The following is a 15685-nucleotide window of genomic DNA, read 5'->3' on the forward strand; positions in this document are numbered from 1 at the left end:
GCATTAAGTCCGCTCCATTAGGCACTACTTTGATTTGTTCAGCGCCCAATAAATGATAGAGAAAATAGTTACCGTTAAAATCTGGTTCAGAATTTGCAAGACCTTCTTCCAACACAAGAATGCACTTCATTTTCTCTTTAACGGCAGCAGCTAGTGTCAAGCGGCAATGATTGGATTGAATGCCTCCACATGTAATCAACGTATCCGCACCTTTATCCAATGCATCGGCAACAAGGAATTCCAGCTTTCTTGTTTTATTCCCCCCAGCCGTCAAACCAAGCATATCATCTCGTTTAACATAAATGGATGGGCCCCCAAGAACTTCAGAAAAATGATCTAATCTTTCAATCGGTGTATATGTTGGTGTATATCGTTTTCTGGGAAATTGCGCTAAATTCATTTAAAAACTCCTCCTGTATTCTCTGTTGTACATTAAAGAAAAAAGAATATCAATCTGATGTTCTCTTTACTTTAGATAATAAATAATGGCAAACACTCCTTTTCCATCATAGCACCTTTGGGTAATCGAGCAACTTCAATGTACTTCTAGCAGGATAGAATTCTCCATATACAACAATCATCGCGGCAAAGTGACACATATCCAAACCGATTTTTACTGTAAGTTTACTTCCGCTTATTTTATGACACCCTTGTTTCCCCTAATATTATCAGGCAGTTCCCTAGTTTCAGGACGGGTGGGGCTTCCCTGAATTTTATAACTTGCCAATAAGGAAAGATAGCCTTGTGGGCGTGTTTGGTTATAATTGTTTCATAGATCATTTAAACCACATTTTTATATGAACTAAAACTCTAAATCATTTGTTGTGCCAAAACAGAAACGGACCCTCCCCATTGAATAGTATAAATAATTAAAAGTCTGAAGCATTGCAATGACTTCAATCGTTTTTTAAGATAAAATAAATATACTTGTATATAATTGGATTTTAGAAAGGAGCACCATGGAAACTAATCACTATCAATATATTACAGAACAAATAGAACATTATTCTTCTAAGCCCTTAAGGGAAGCTATATTTTTTGTTATAAAAAATGCGATCATTGAAGGGATTTTTTTGCCTGGAGATCGTTTAACGGAAGATGATATCGCTCAACAATTCAATTGCAGCCGTACACCGGTTCGTGAAGCTTTGAGGAAATTGGAACAGGAAAATTTGCTTCAGGTGAAACCTGGTATAGGGATGGTCATATCCAATGTGGATATTGAACTTTTACACCAGGAATTGGAAATCAGGAAAATGCTCGAAAACTATTCGATACAAAAAGCTTGTGAAGGAATTACGGAAGAGGAATTAAAAAAACTGGAATGGGCAACGGATAAACTGCAACAAGCAATTAATAGTAATGACCGAATAGCGGCAAGTCGAGCAAACATTGAATTTCACCGCTTATTATATTCCTACTCGAGAAATACCTTTCTCCAAAAAACTACGGATTCGTTATGGCTATCTTTTCGAATTTCCTTTTTATCGGCCCGTAATGAAGATGTTACAATGGTTGATAAATCTTGGTATGAGGAACGAAACAATGAGCACTTACAGCTAATCCATGCCATTCGTGACAAAGATGTAGAAAAAGCAATAAAGGTCAATACGATCCATATCCAAAAAAACTTTGAATATTATCTTGATTACATAAAACATGTATCCGAATAAAATTAACATTAAAGGGTGCCTAATTGCGAGTATTCAGTCCGCAATTGTAGGAACCCTTTTAATATATAACTCTTCAAGGCAGCATTTCGAACGATTAGGGGATTATATCGGCCTTCCCTCTCTTTTTCCGGCTGTTCCGCTGCTTTTTCCAACCTTCCAATGATTTATTCGGCCGAACTTAGTATTCCATTCAGGATCATTTATTTCATATCAACTGTTTTGCATTATGAATACAAATGCAATTTCACTTTTTGGAAGTCTTCAGGCGTGTCAATGTCAAATCCCCACATCGAATTGTCAAAAGAAACGGTCTCTGTCACCGCCTCATATTTTTTGATGATGCTTTTACCACCTTGATCACCATTTATTGAATGGAATTCATTGAGTAATACTGCATCCACTAGTATCGGATGTCCTACTTCCCCTTTATATTTTGGTCGAACGATCCGTACTCCTTCATCTTTACACTGAATATATTTATCTATTAAAGATTGTATGATGACACGGGAAATAAGGGGCTGATCCGCAAGGAAGATCATGACTGCATCCACATTTTCTTTGATGGATTGAACTCCTAGTTTTAGAGAAGTGGACATTCCATCTGCATAATTCGGATTATGAATAATCTTCATTTCTGGATAGTCTTCACTATGTTGACGGATTTCTTCTATATATTTACCGGCAACCAAATAGATGGGCTGCACAGGGCTGCCAAGGATAGAATCAATGGCATGACGAAATAGAGGTTGTCCCCGCAAAGGAAGTAACAGTTTAGGTTCACCCATTCGAATCGACATGCCTGCCGCAAGTATGATTGCGCCTATTTTAGGCATGAATCTTCACTTTGCCATGCAAGGGTGCAGGAAATCTTCCATTTCTAACAGACATCAATTCCGACACAATACTTAGTGCAACTTCTTCCATCGTTTCAGCACCGATATCCAAACCAATTGGTGAGTGGATTGGACCGCTGTTGAAGTCTTCTCCAATTGTATTAAGCATTTCCGTTGTACGGGATATTGGGCCAAGCACCCCAATATATCGTGGGGCACTTTTCAATGCCACTTGTAGGGTTTTCTCATCTAATGACTGGATATGATTCATGACTACCCACCATGATCCAGTAAATTCAGAAGGGTCTATTTCATCTGGGCATTTTTGCAAATTCGAAGCCAATGGAAACAAGCGATCATTATTGAAACTCTTGCGTGAATCCAATACCGTTACGGAAAAGCCTGCTTTTGCTGCCAATTCGACAACTGGAACAGCATCCATGCCAGCCCCGGCAATAATCAATTGTTCACTGGGCTTAATAGCATCAATTAGATATCGTTTTCCCTCCAGATTCACCAATTCTGCCCGAGTTTGAGTATCCATTACCCTCCTTGCTTTTTCAACGACTTCAGATGGCACACTTCCATGATTTCCAATGAGGTTACCATATTTATCGACGATTAAACCATTACCGGAGGATACATCCAATATCATGGTGAAACTCTGACCTTTTTGGACAATTTGATATGTCATCATCCAGAATTCGTCATCTGGCTCAATAGGGAGGATAAATATATCCAATTGACCTTTGCAACCTATTCCCAACCCCCAAATTTCATTCTCGCTCAAGTCATATTGGTGTATAACGCAAGCGTTGGATTCCATAGCTTTTTCCGCCCAGCCATATAAATCGCTTTCCAAACATCCGCCACTTATCGTACCAAACATACGGCCGTCCGATGCCATCATCATTTTTGCGCCTGGAAGTCTATATGCGGAACCCTTGACACTTATCTGCATGACCATTGCTGCTTTTTCGTGCCGCTCCCATGCGGAACTTATATTTTCCAGCACGTCTTTTAATTCTTGTAACCTTGACATCCTTAACCCCCTCCTCTAAATCTGGTATTCACATATTTGGAAGCAGAAAAAGGGAGACAAATCGAAAATACCGTATTTGTCTCTCTTCCCCATTCATTTTCAATGATTTAAATTAGAGCACTAATATCCTTTTCTGACTAAGAAAACACTCAAGAAAAGGGAGAGGGCTACAAAACATAAAAGGGCAATAAACCCGCCATTATATGAACCGCTCATTTGACTGAATAAACCGACAACCATGGGTCCAAGAGCTGCAATTAAATAAGATACACAGCCGAAAACCCCACTGATGCTCCCCATTACATCGGGTGATGCGACACGGTGAAGCATGGTCATGGTTAGCGCAGCTGGCATAAACAAAAGACCAATCAATAAAATGCTCAAGACGGCAGCAACTGTGCTGTTAGCAGTGAAAAGGGAGAAAAGCATGAAAATGATGATAAGCCCACATGCCCCGCCTACAAAAATCGCCCTCTTCATGAATCGATCAGATAGAAACCCAGCCACCACTTGTACAACAATGGCTAATGCGAATCCACCGGCATTTATAACAGCGGAATTTACAAAAGCAATCCCTTTTTCTTCTGTCAAATAACTTGGTAAAAAGGTCGAAATCCCATAATAGGCAATGGAAATGCAAGAATAAACAATCGTTAAGATCCAGAACATCGGACTCGCAAGAACCGCTTTAACATTATCTTTACTTGCTGTTGGAGTCCCCCCCACTTTTTGATTACTTTGAATATAGTTTAACTCCATTGAATTAACCGCATAATGCTTAGCCGGATTATCTCTTGTCATGATCAAGAATAAAATCAAACAAACGACAGATAATGCCGCAAGTATGAAGTAGCTTTCCCGCCAGCCATATGTGGAGGCTATGATTGCTATTAGCGGAAGCCCAACAACCGGTCCTATCGCATTTCCGTTATACCAAGTTGTCTGTGCCTTTGCTTGTTCATTCTGCGGGAACCAGCTTGAGGTCAATTTCAATGCCATTGGATACAGGACTCCTTCACCGATTCCCAATATGGCCCTGGACCATAAAATCGCACTGATGGAATCGGCCATCCCACCTAACACCATCGCAAATACCCACAGAGCGATCCCGATGAAACCACTGCGCAGTGCACCTATCTTATCAACGATAAAGCCCCAAGCCAATTGACCAAAAGCATAAGTTACTAAAAATATGCTGCTAAGTGTTCCTTTCACCAAATTACCATCAATACCCAAATCAGTTAGAAAAGGCTTGTTGGCAAGCAAAATATTAATATTTGCCTTATCCATCATGGAAACAGTGAAAAGAACAAGCAAAGGAAAAGCCGTGAAGAACCAACGGGTATTCGTCATTTTGCCCGATGGATTATGCAATTGTGGATTTAAATTATTCAAAAAAATCAGCCCCTATTATCATGAAAATTTTCGTAACTAGTGTAATCCCCTATTTACACCTTCCATTTTCATGCTCGTCTGTCGTTCTGTCATGGTATAGGGTAGAATCCATCAACAATGAATTCTGAACTGCTAAACGAATTTTTTAACCTATTTCGATCTTGAACTTTTTCCTTTCCGCTTCCTTAATCCAATTACGGAGTTTGCTTGGACTAATGGGCAATTGATTGATCGTGATTTCTAATGGATCGAGCGCATCAACAACCGCATTCGCAATGGCTGCAGGCGGGGAAATGGCTCCACCTTCACCTACTCCCTTGATGCCAAGTGGATTTCTGGTAGAGAGGAATTCTTGATGGGACTTTTCTACAGTCGGGATTTCCATGGATGTCGGCAATAAATAATCCATATAAGATCCGGTCAAAAGTTGGCCTTTCTCATCGTAAACGACTTCTTCAAATAGAGCTGCACCAATTCCCTGGGCTATGCCACCCTGCACTTGACCATCCACGATCATTGGATTGATGACCTTTCCTGCGTCATGTACCACACTATAACCTTTCAACTCGACTAAACCTGTTTCCTTATCCACTTCCACCATGGCTATATGGACGGACGATGAAAAAGTAACAGTGGGCGGAACGAAGTAATGTGTGACTTGCAGGCCTGGCTCCATTCCACCAGGTACCTTGCACCTGTTTCCTGGACGTGCCGCTTTAGCAATTTCCTTATAGGTCACACATTTTTCAGGATCTGTCTTAACAAAGACTTTGCCATTTTCCATTTGTAAATCCGAGAATTCAACTTCAAGCATGGCAGCTGCGACAGCCAATACTTTTCCCCTTAATTTCGCTGAAGCAATTTGAATGGCCGATCCAGCATTCACTGCACTCCGGCTTGCATATGTTCCGGCCCCAAAGGCCAAGTTCGTTGTATCCCCGACCCTTATTGTAATATCATTTGGACTAAGCATTAATTCATCCGCACAGATTTGGGAGAATACCGTTTCGTGACCCTGCCCCTGCGGAGAAGATCCAAGGTATGCCACGACCTGACCGCTACCATCAATCGTTACATAGGCACTTTCGAATGGGCCAGCACCTGTTCCTTCTACATATGTGGAAATGCCGACACCGACTAGCTTTCCTTGCTTCTTCAACTCTTTTTGCTGCTCTCTAAATCCTTCATAATCAATCATTTTCAAACCTTGATCCAATGCAGCGGGATAGTCCCCGCTATCATAAATCAGCTTCGCACCATCTTTAACCAAAATCCCTTGGTCATAAGGCATATCCTCCGCTTGAATCATGTTCTTTCGCATTACTTCCACTGGATCTTTTTTCAACCTTCTAGCGACCATATCGATAATTCGATCCATTACGAAAACGACCTCTGGTCTCCCTGCTCCCCGAAAGGGAACATTCGGTGTTTTATTCGTTAAGACAATCTGGCAAGTAACATCATAGTTTGGAATCTTATATGCTCCCCTTAAATGGTAGGCACTATTGTAGGCACATGTTAATCCAAAATAATTTACAGCACCACTATCTATAATGAAGTGATCTTTAATTCCCAAAATAGTGCCATCCTGGTTAAAAGCAACCTCCACATCATGGATTTGATCCCGTGAATGGCGTGCACTTGTCATATGTTCTAGACGATCTTCAATCCACTTGACAGGTCTCTTCAATAACTTCGAAAGATATGGAATTAAGATTTCTTCTGGGTGAACCCCACCTTTTGGTCCGAAACCACCACCTACGTCAGGTGCGGTCACCCTGATTTGCTGTTCAACCAAATCCAATGATCTAGCAATATAAGTTCTAATCTCAAAAGGAAGTTGAGTGGAAGAATAAACATGAAATTGATCTGTACGGTTTTCATAGGTGGAAACGACCCCCCTCGTTTCGAGCGGGTTGGAAGAAACTCTAGGCGTTTGGATTCTTGCCTTGAGAATTTGATCTGCATCTTTAAGGGACTGTACAGCATTTCCAGTCGTAACATGGAAGTCTGACTGGACGTTATTCTTTAAATGCTCTTGAATCAATGGTGCGTCTTTTTCCAATGACTTGAATGGATCGACAACCACTGTTAGCGTTTCATATTCCACTTTTATTAAATCTGCTGCATCTTCGGCCACATACCTGTTATCTGCAACGACGACTGCAATGGGTTGCCCTACATACATCACCTTATTCTTTGCCAGGACATCTTCATAACAATAATGGATAGTGGGATTGATCGCTTCCTCTAGATTCGGGGGCAAAGCACAATGTGATTCAAATTGGACAAGAGGCTTTATGATTCCTTCTATATCCATTCCGGTGAGAATGACATGCACCCCTTCCAATGCCTGAGCTTCGGAGATATCAATCCCTTTGATTGTGGCATGTGCATGTGTGCTGCGGACAAAGACTGCTTCAACCATATTTGCCATTCGGATATCTCCCACGAATTGCCCTGTACCTGTAACCAAACGATAATCTTCCCTCCGCTTAACACTTTGGCCAACGTATTTTGTCATGCCTGTTCCCTCCTTAATTAGACACAGTTTGCGCAGCCTGCTTCACAGCTTTAATAATGTTGGAGTAACCGGTGCAACGACATAAATTTCCTGAAATGCATTTTTTTATTTCATCTTCACTAGGTTTTGAATTTTCTTCCAGGAAACCTGAAACCGTCATCAAAAATCCTGGAGTACAAAATCCGCATTGCAGGGCATGATTATCCGAAAATGCTTGCTGTAGGTAATTAAGCTTCCCATTCTCCTGGATAAGTGACTCCACCGTCTTGACTTCACATCCATCCGCTTGGACTGCAAGCATTAAACATGAGCGGACTGGATCACCGTTAACATGGATTGTACAAGCTCCGCAAACTCCATGTTCACAGCCAATATGTGTTCCAGTAAGGTACAGGCTCTCCCTGATAAAATCCGATAATAGCAATCTAGAGTCTACTTCCCTCGATATATCTTGTCCGTTTACTTTTAGATTTATCTTAACTCCATCCATCACATCACCCTGCCCCCTTGTGCACGAATGGTCGCTTGCTTTAAGGCCCGGATGACCATCGTACCAGATAGTTCCCTTCTATATTCAGCAGTACCGTGGAGATCGGATTCAGGTTCGATCATCTCCATTGTTAAAACACTCGCATCCTTATAACTCTCCTCAGTCGGTTCCTTTCCAACCAAAAGCCTTTCCACATCCCCTAAAGCTGTAGGAACGGAATTCACGCCACCTATGGCTAATTTAACCTCAGAAAAACTTCCATCTTCACTTAGATCAACTACTGCAGCCACCTCAACCAAACCAAAATCCCCATGCCTTCTGGCCACTTCAACAAATGCCGATCCACTAGTCGGCTTCAATATCGGGAACCGAATCTCTTTAACCAATTGATCCGGCTGTAAGGATGTAAGCATATAGGTTAGGAAAAAATCTTCAGGGCTTACTATTTCTTCGCCGTTTACATCGGCAATGACTACTCCTCCTCTTAAAGCGGTTAAAACGCATGGTAGCTCCGCAGATGGATCACCATGGGCGATACTGCCACCAACAGTTCCTCGATTGCGTATTTGTTCATGGCCTACCCACCGTATTGCTTCCGATAACAATGGACACTTCTCCTTAACCAACTCGGATTTTTCAATTTCCCTGTGTTTCGTCAAAGCACCGATGACCAGTGATTCACCTTCTTCTTGTATATAGCTCAACCCCTCAGCCCTGCCTATATCAATAAGGTATTTTGGCGTTGAAAGTCTCATATTCAATAATGGGATCAAACTTTGTCCACCGGATAAAATCTTCGCATCTTCCCCGTATTCTGATAAATAGTGCACAGCTTCTTCCAAACTCGAAGGCCGAAGGTAATTAAACTTAGCTGGTTTGATAGGAACCCCTCCATTCGTGATACATCGTTTAAATGCTTTGAATGACCGGCATTAAATTCTTTGATGAGTTTTTAACTGTTTCTCCATATCTTTAAAGAATTTACCTGCCATGAATTTTGCAATACCACCAATAACCCTGCTTCCCACACCAGCGATCATTCCACCTATATCTGCGTTGCATTCCCAAATCAATTGACAACCATCACCAGCTGGAACGATTTTACAGTCCATTTCGGCAGAAACAAAACCTGGCTTCCCGCTGCCTTCAGCATTTAAAATATACTGATAAGGAACTTCCAAATCCTTCAATTTCACCTTTCCCGTGTAGTCACCTTTTACAGCTGCAACACCAAGCTTTAGTTCAACATCATATTCGCCAGCTGCAACCAATGAAAGGTCTTGACATCCTGGAATGGCATTCTTGAGCAATTCCGGATTATGCATGGCTTCCCAAATCACTTCTGCGCTATAATCAAAGTTTATTTTTCCGGATATCTCCATTTTTTCAGCCCCCAATTTTTTTAACCTTTTGTTCCCTAGAAAAAACAACATTTCATCTGCATACATGTATACATCTTAGTTTAAAAAATTTTCAAACCAATAACTACCTTTAATAATATTTATATTCTGAATTATTTGTCAATTGTTTTTTCCCGTTTTGTTGTTAAATTTGTCATTATTATGCCAACCGTACAAGGCCATGGTTGAAGTCCCCTTCCTGCCCATTGCCTTGTATATGCTTTTTACGGTTTCACTAGTACAGTAAGTTAATCAGCTGAATAGGAGGGAAAATGGCTAGGTTTTCGATTTAATGACCACTGGAGTTCGTTATTTCTAAAAATGTAAGTTACAAGTGCTCTGCTGAAACCTTTTTATGATCCATCGATACATGTTTACTCATCAAAACGTTCTAACAATTCAATAATCACTTTATAGGTCGATGTGGTATCCATATAGGCATATCTGCCTTTTCCGTTAAAAAAGTTACCTGTCTGTATGACCGGATAGCCCATTTCTTCTAACATCTTCATTTTATCCTCCATGTCTTTAACGACAAAAGAGATATGGTGAACACCCTCACCATATGTTTCAAGATGATCTTTCCACGTACTAGGTGATTCGCCCGGCTCGATCAATTCAATTTGAATTAACGGGGTATCGATGAACATATATTTTGATTTCCCTTCAGTGGGCTTCCCTTTGTATATCACGTTTGTAATATCTGTTGAACTAGAATGAATGATGGGAGGCTTTTCAATACCCAATAACTTACAATATGCATCCGCGGCCGCATCCAGGTCTTTTACAACTAAGGCAAGCTGTTCCACTTTGTTGGTCCCTAATAGCGGCTGAACGCTTGCATCTTCTGGTCTCTCCCATGCCGTTTTTCTTGGCTCTGCACTTTCAAGCAGTTCAACTAATGTTTTGTGATCATCCAGTGTATCCACATATACATATCGGCCGTCACTTGAAGTGAATTCACCTGTTTGCAAAGCTGGGTAGCCGCTATTCTCCATGATTGGCAGCCTCTTTTGGATAGAGTCTACATCAAACGCTATATGGTGAATCCCCTCACCTACTTCATCCAGGAACTCTCGCATCGTTCCTGGATTTTTATCGGGTTGTATAAGTTCGAATTGGACGGTAGGTGTATTCAGAAAAGCCAGTTTGGATTGTGATCCCGTTGGTACACCTCTAAAAGTGACTTTCGAAACAGAACTTTCACCGGTTAGAAATGGTTCTGCCTTCTTTATGCCCAGCAGTCTTGTGAAAGCTAGATTAGCAGCCTCAATATCTTTTACAACAAATGCGAGTTGATTAATCTTCCTATTGCCCAATAGTGATTCGGCCATACTTATAAACCTTCTTCCCATAGTTTATTTTGAAATGAACTCAACCCAGTCCGCGAACTGACAATCCTCCATCACTGGAGATGACTTCGCCGGTAATTGCACGCGCTGCGTCCGATGCTAACAGGACATATGCTGCTACATGATCTTCGGGGATCTGTGCAAGCTGAAGAGGGTTTCTTTTTTTAATGCTATTTGCCTTCGTTTCATTATCCACGATTTTAACGAATGGACGTAGGGGAGGAATGACCGATAATGCTGTCAGAGTGCCACCAGGCGCTACAGCATTCACCCTAATGTTAGGAGCAAGTTCAAAGGCAAGTTGGCGCATCAATCCTATTTGGGCATGCTTGCTTGCTGTGTACCACACCCCGCCGCCATCCGGATAAAAACTGGCACCGGATACGGTGAAAATAATATTGCCATTCGTTTTTTGCAATTCTTCAAGAGCGGCTTTAGCACCGAAAAAAGATCCTTTAACGTTAATATCGATCAGAAAATCATATGCTTCGGAAAGTGCATCGGGAGTTACGTCGGCAAATTTAGCAAATCCATCAAAGACACCTGCATTAGCAACGAAAACGTCCAGCTTTCCAAATTGCTCGACTGTGGCCTGTACAGCCCTCTCATTGTCTTCATATTTGCTTACATCGCCTTGGTTAATGATAATCTCTTCACCAAATTCCTCTTTCATTTTCTTTAGCGTTTCTATCGAGCGGCCGATGATGCTGACTTTTGCCCCTTCTTGTATAAAACGTCTAGTGACAGCCTCTCCGATACCTGAATTGCCCCCGGTAATCAACACTACTTTATCCTTTAACGCCATTGCCATTGATTCCAGCCTCCTTGTTATCTCTTTTTATCCAAGTCAATATTATACGAAGATAGCAAGATTTCTGGTATTTATCGTTGATTGATCAACAATGAATATCCGTTTGGAAAGTTTCCATTTACCTTCTTCGAAAATGAATTCATCATTTCGTTCCCCCGAAATCAAATCATGTTGAATATCCGTGCTGCGGCTCCGATAGATAAGCAAATAGCTCTTGACAACTGCCTTTTCACCTTCAACATAGTCTTTAACGCGTACATTAGAGACAAAACGCCGTGTTCTTGACGGCGGTATTTCCGCCCAAGCATAATCCGTTTTCAAACGATCCACGCGCAGTTTAAGCAGCTCAATATCATCATTAAATGTAAACATTTCCGTTGAATAATCCGGGCGTTCCACACCTTCTTTATTTACACGTACAGGCATTTGATAACGCAAGCTCGAGTGCATTAAATCGAACCAATCATCAAATTCAATATCATCCAATAGTTGAGCTTCATCATACAGCCACTGTTCAAATTCACATTTGAGCAACATTTTCTCCACATTCATTTCCGTTCCCCCTCCCGCTTATCATTTCGTCATTAATTCAAGCCAGTATTTGTAAAAATTCCTTTGGCTCGCTTCAGTGAATTTATCATCGTAAGCAACACCCGGTCCTATAAAATCAACTGGTTCACGATGAAGACCCATTGTATAATTGTAGGTTAGATTCTTTAGGAAAGGCATTGGGCCTTGGGCTGCTTCAGTAATATCCGTAAACACTTCCGTATCATCCTGTTCGAAAATACCGGATGGGCTAAAGGTCAATATAAATGAATCTCTTGATCTATCTTTCCAATCTTGGGAGGCGTTCTTTTCCACGAGCATCCAAGCGATCACTTCCATTTTATTGTGACCGATTGGCCGCCACATTCTAATTGAAGTGTTGGAGATGAATTGGTCCTTGATTTTTGTATGGGATATTAAAAATGATAAATTGGGGAAAACGTTCCCAATCATATTCTTTAAGTTTGATAACACTCCATATTGTTCTTCAGACAAATTAGTTTTAAATTCTTCTTTCAATTCTTCCGGGAAAGCGAATTCAGGGTTAGGTGTCCCTAAGTTCAGTCCATGCCCGTTATCTGTATGGATTTGAAAACCGCGCTTTGAATAGGTAGCATTTGGAACCATGCCCAGTTTGGCAATGGAACCGTGTGTGACCATCGTGTGATAGGAATCACCAACAAAGTTATCGGAACCAACTTTCCAGTTGGAATTGACTACGAATCTTTGCGGAACCCCGATTACTTCCATTTCTGCACGACCTACGAGTATATCCAAATACCATTTAATGTCTCCAAGAAACTCTTCAAGCGGCTCGGCTTCTTCATTCCAAGTTCCAAATAAAAGACCTTTATAGGATTCAAGCTTCACTTTGTGAAGGCCCATTTCCGACCGGTCAAGGTTGCCCCCGTATATGTCCTTTTGTAAAGGCACCCCTACGAGCTCACCAGTGTTTTTGAAATTAAACCCATGGTAGGGACACGTAAATAATGACTTGTTTCCTTTATCTGCACGGCATAGTTTCATTCCGCGATGTGTGCACATATTATAAAACGCCCTGATTTCCCCTTCACCATCACGAGTGATGATGAGCGAGTAGCCAGCCAGTTCACGGGTCATGAAGTCTCCTTTGTTGGGTACTTCAGAATCATGACCGATAAAAACCCATGTTTTCAAAAACACTTTTTCATGTTCTATATCATAAACCTTTGGGTCTCCAAGGAGGTATGCAGGTATAGCGCCTTCCTCTGGTTTAACCGTTTCATTCAGATAGTTAATAACTTGCTGTTTCGACATTTCTTCTAAGGATTTATCAGTTTTAAGCATACTTTTCCTCTCCCTTCCAAGCTTTACATCATAAGTCTTTACCCGATTTGAACGCTCTTTTCCTTATTTTGCAGAGTAGCCAAAACACTTAATGCCGCTAAATAACTCGTTTTCGGATTATTTGGCATCGGATCATTTTCCACTTCCAATTTCAGTTTCCCGAACGAACCTGACGCTTCTATCAGGTGATGGTTTTTTAACACATTCGGATCGGCAATGATTTTCACTTTCGTCTTTTCAGATCCAAGACCAGCCATGGACAGCACAATCGCAACATTAATGTTTCTCGGAAACTGTTTGATCGCTTCTGCAGCAGATCCTTCAAATAATACCGTTTCTTCTGTCACTGTAGAACCTGCAGGCAATGCGTTTGGCGGTTTTCTTGTGGTGATGCAAACAGTTTCAAGGCCATTCACCGCCTTTGCCGACTTAAGTACATCGAGACCTCCAATCGCACCAGACGGAAGGAGAATATTCACGTTATTCATTTTGCAAATCTGATTTGATTGTTCTTCAAAGGCACGATTCGCCATCACGCCAATGCTGCTCAGCAAGAGATCCTTCCCACTTTTAAGCACTTTCAATGCATACTCTTCAGCTGCTTCGATCGTTGCAGCCTCTATGACTAATTCTACATCGGATTGAAGGAGTTCATCGACATCACTATATGGCTGTGTCCTGAATTCTTCAGCTAGTTGTGCTGCGACTTCTTCACGGCGGGCATAAATCGCAACGATTTTACCACCTGGAAGAAGCCCGTCCTTATTAATGGCCTGTAGCAGAAATTTACCGATATTACCGCATCCGATTAAACCTAATTTCATGTAGTTTCATCCTTCCTCAATCAGCAAACCCGTATGAGTCCGCAAAAAATTCCAGCCCGCAATGTCTTGTTTCCCGGGAAACACCACTTTCTTTTAATCCTGGGAAATCCAGAGCCAAGTCGCTGAAAACGGTATGATTATTATGGAAAACAGCACCAGCTTCAAGGCGATCTGCCATTTCGACAGCGATATCTTCATTCTCGGTCCAAACAGAAGCACGCAAGGCAAACTCACTATCATTCGCTAATTTTACAGCTTCATCAATACCATTGAAAGGTAAAATTGGAATGATGGGTCCGAATTGCTCCACCCGAACTAATTCGCTCTGCTGATCGACGCCTGTAATAATGGAAGGACACATATAATAACCTTTATCCCAAGTTTCCGGATTCAGCTGGATGCCAGTCGTGATTATATTTCCTCCTGATTTAGCGGTACGTTCGATCAAGCCATTCACAAAGTCATATTGTGCTTTATTATTCAATGGACCCATTGTCACGTCAGGCTGAATGCCATCACCAATTACCATCCGGCTAAACTCTTTGGTCAGCTTTTCCACCACCTCATCATAACGTGATTCTTGGACGTACACTCTTTTTACTGCAGAACAGACCTGACCCGCTGCTCGTAATATCCCCATCCTCAAACGTTTGATGGCTGCTTCATCCATATTGGCATCTTCCAAAATGATGGCAGGATCATTTCCACCAAGTTCCATATATACCTTTTGCAGATTTCCAGCTGATTTCTGCATGATATCTTTTCCGGTTTCCGTACTTCCGACAAACGCCAAAGTCCGTACGCGTGAATCGGAACATAGTTTGTCGCCGATCGCTTTTCCTGATCCCGAGATTATATTGATGACCCCTGGAGGAAAATGTTCAGCAACTACTTTTAAACAGGTCATTATCGTTATCGGACAATTCGTTGCAGGTTTTACAACAACGGCATTGCCTGCCAAAACAGCAGGTATGACCCGTTTAAAGGTTAATATCATTGGAGAGTTCCACGGTGTGATAATTGCCGTGACACCCCTTGCCCTTCTTCGGATCTGGACTTTTTGTTTTCCTGGGAGCACTTCAGGCTTCCACCAATCAAGTAACTCTGCTGCACAGCCCTTCATGACTTCAACACAGCGCAGTAAATCCTTTTTAGCTTCAACAAGTGTTTTGCCATTTTCACGTACAAACACTGTAACATTTTCCTCAATAACTTTTGAGAGTTCTTCTGCCGCAGTGTTCATCCGATTGGCCCGTTCCCCGATATCAGAGCGAGACCACGTTTCAAAAGCATTTTCTGCCGCTTCAATTGCGTCATTCACGATTTCTTCAGAGCATTTCGCCACCTGGCCAACTACTTCCAATGTATATGCCGGATTTACTACATCGACTTTATCCGCCGATTCTTTCCATTCTCCATTAACTAGGTATTTTCCTGAAACAAATGGGTATGTCGAAATCATTGTC

At 41.6% G+C, this 15685-nt stretch carries 15 protein-coding genes; 1 reads left to right on the top strand and 14 read right to left on the bottom strand.

The features are described from left to right. A partial coding sequence (locus ACQKFG_RS19110; RefSeq protein WP_427561737.1) for a pyridoxal-phosphate dependent enzyme occupies positions 1-400 on the bottom strand: 400 nt, incomplete at its 3' end. Positions 401-959: 559 nt separating this feature from the next. On the opposite strand from ACQKFG_RS19110, the gene ACQKFG_RS19115 reads away from it, so the two are divergent. Next, a complete protein-coding gene (locus tag ACQKFG_RS19115) occupies positions 960-1673 on the top strand; it encodes a GntR family transcriptional regulator (RefSeq protein WP_427561740.1) in 714 nt (237 codons plus the stop codon). Between the two features lie 224 nt (positions 1674-1897). Here the strand turns inward: ACQKFG_RS19115 and ACQKFG_RS19120 are convergent, their stop codons facing one another. The 13 genes from ACQKFG_RS19120 to ACQKFG_RS19180 form a co-directional block, all read right to left on the bottom strand. Continuing rightward, positions 1898-2506 carry a nucleotidyltransferase family protein gene (locus tag ACQKFG_RS19120; protein ID WP_342615666.1) on the bottom strand — a complete coding sequence of 203 codons (609 nt, stop codon included), beginning with the start codon at positions 2504-2506 and terminating at the stop codon, positions 1898-1900. Further along, entirely contained in the window at positions 2499-3548 is a 1050-nt protein-coding gene (locus ACQKFG_RS19125) for an XdhC family protein (protein WP_427561745.1), read from the bottom strand. Before ACQKFG_RS19125 ends, ACQKFG_RS19120 begins: the two co-directional genes overlap by 8 nt. A gap of 120 nt (positions 3549-3668) precedes the next feature. Then, positions 3669-4943, bottom strand: coding sequence for an MFS transporter (locus tag ACQKFG_RS19130; protein WP_427561748.1), 1275 nt, complete (start codon positions 4941-4943; stop codon positions 3669-3671). Positions 4944-5088: 145 nt separating this feature from the next. Then, complete coding sequence (locus tag ACQKFG_RS19135; RefSeq protein ID WP_427561751.1) at positions 5089-7467, bottom strand: xanthine dehydrogenase family protein molybdopterin-binding subunit; 2379 nt, start codon at positions 7465-7467, stop codon at positions 5089-5091. 13 nt (positions 7468-7480) lie between these two features. Next, entirely contained in the window at positions 7481-7957 is a 477-nt protein-coding gene (locus ACQKFG_RS19140; protein WP_192208260.1) for a (2Fe-2S)-binding protein, read from the bottom strand. Further along, positions 7957-8859, bottom strand: coding sequence for an FAD binding domain-containing protein (locus tag ACQKFG_RS19145; protein ID WP_427562099.1), 903 nt, complete (start codon positions 8857-8859; stop codon positions 7957-7959). Before ACQKFG_RS19145 ends, ACQKFG_RS19140 begins: the two co-directional genes overlap by 1 nt. 30 nt (positions 8860-8889) lie before the next feature. After that, the gene (locus ACQKFG_RS19150) at positions 8890-9339 is read right to left on the bottom strand and encodes a CoxG family protein (RefSeq protein WP_427561754.1); all 450 of its coding nucleotides are present in this window, start codon (positions 9337-9339) and stop codon (positions 8890-8892) included. A gap of 392 nt (positions 9340-9731) precedes the next feature. After that, complete coding sequence (locus ACQKFG_RS19155) at positions 9732-10691, bottom strand: VOC family protein (RefSeq protein ID WP_427561757.1); 960 nt, start codon at positions 10689-10691, stop codon at positions 9732-9734. Positions 10692-10731: 40 nt separating this feature from the next. Continuing rightward, on the bottom strand, positions 10732-11520 hold the full coding sequence (locus ACQKFG_RS19160; RefSeq protein WP_427561760.1) for an SDR family NAD(P)-dependent oxidoreductase: 789 nt from the start codon (positions 11518-11520) through the stop codon (positions 10732-10734). Between the two features lie 42 nt (positions 11521-11562). Continuing rightward, the gene (locus ACQKFG_RS19165) at positions 11563-12072 is read right to left on the bottom strand and encodes an aromatic-ring-hydroxylating dioxygenase subunit beta (protein ID WP_076371322.1); all 510 of its coding nucleotides are present in this window, start codon (positions 12070-12072) and stop codon (positions 11563-11565) included. Positions 12073-12093: 21 nt separating this feature from the next. Then, positions 12094-13395 (bottom strand): aromatic ring-hydroxylating oxygenase subunit alpha, encoded by a 1302-nt coding sequence (locus tag ACQKFG_RS19170; RefSeq protein ID WP_427561764.1) that lies wholly within the window; start codon positions 13393-13395, stop codon positions 12094-12096. A 38-nt stretch (positions 13396-13433) separates the two neighbouring features. After that, positions 13434-14219, bottom strand: a complete 786-nt coding sequence (gene nadX / locus ACQKFG_RS19175; protein ID WP_427561767.1) for an aspartate dehydrogenase — start codon at positions 14217-14219, stop codon at positions 13434-13436. Between the two features lie 16 nt (positions 14220-14235). Continuing rightward, entirely contained in the window at positions 14236-15681 is a 1446-nt protein-coding gene (locus tag ACQKFG_RS19180; RefSeq protein ID WP_427561770.1) for an aldehyde dehydrogenase family protein, read from the bottom strand. Positions 15682-15685 lie beyond the last annotated feature (4 nt).

The organism is Peribacillus sp. NPDC076916 (genome assembly GCF_050269675.1).
Taxonomy (GTDB): domain Bacteria; phylum Bacillota; class Bacilli; order Bacillales; family DSM-1321; genus Peribacillus; species Peribacillus aracenensis.